Source organism: Saccharothrix sp. NRRL B-16314, from assembly GCF_000716595.1.
Classification (GTDB): domain Bacteria; phylum Actinomycetota; class Actinomycetes; order Mycobacteriales; family Pseudonocardiaceae; genus Actinosynnema.
Window position 1 is genome coordinate 1 of record NZ_JNXC01000127.1, and the last position, 417, is coordinate 417.

At 73.4% G+C, this 417-nt stretch carries 1 protein-coding gene; it reads right to left on the bottom strand.

What is annotated here, in order from left to right; genetic code table 11:
* Positions 1 to 417, bottom strand: a 417-nt coding sequence (locus tag OQ02_RS45390; protein WP_033443776.1) for a hypothetical protein, incomplete at both ends; no start/stop codon positions are given.

A 417-nucleotide genomic window follows, 5' to 3' on the forward strand; every position in this document is an offset into this window, starting at 1 on the left:
GCTGTACCCCAGCCGGTCGCGCCGGCCCAGGTCGTGGACGGAGACGCCGACCCGCCGGTCCTTGAACTCCGGCACATCGGTCTCGATCACCCGGCCCGTCACCACGGCCACCTTCCCGCCGGTGGTCAGGCAGTCGACCTTCACCAGCGCGTAGCCGCCCTTCCCCTGGGTGTAGTGGCTGAACCGGAAGGTGCCCGTCGCGGCCTTCGGGTCCTTGACGTCCTTCGCGGCCAGGTGCGCGTCGAAGGTGAACGTGATGTCGTCATCGGCCGGAGCGGGCCGGTAGAGCTTGGCCGTGCCGGTCAGCGCGGCGGCCTCCGCGACGGGGGACTTCGAGACGACTGCCGACGCCGCCGCCGGCGCGGGCGCGTCGTCCGCCGAGGCGACGGCGACACCGCCCGCCCCCAGGGTGAGCAG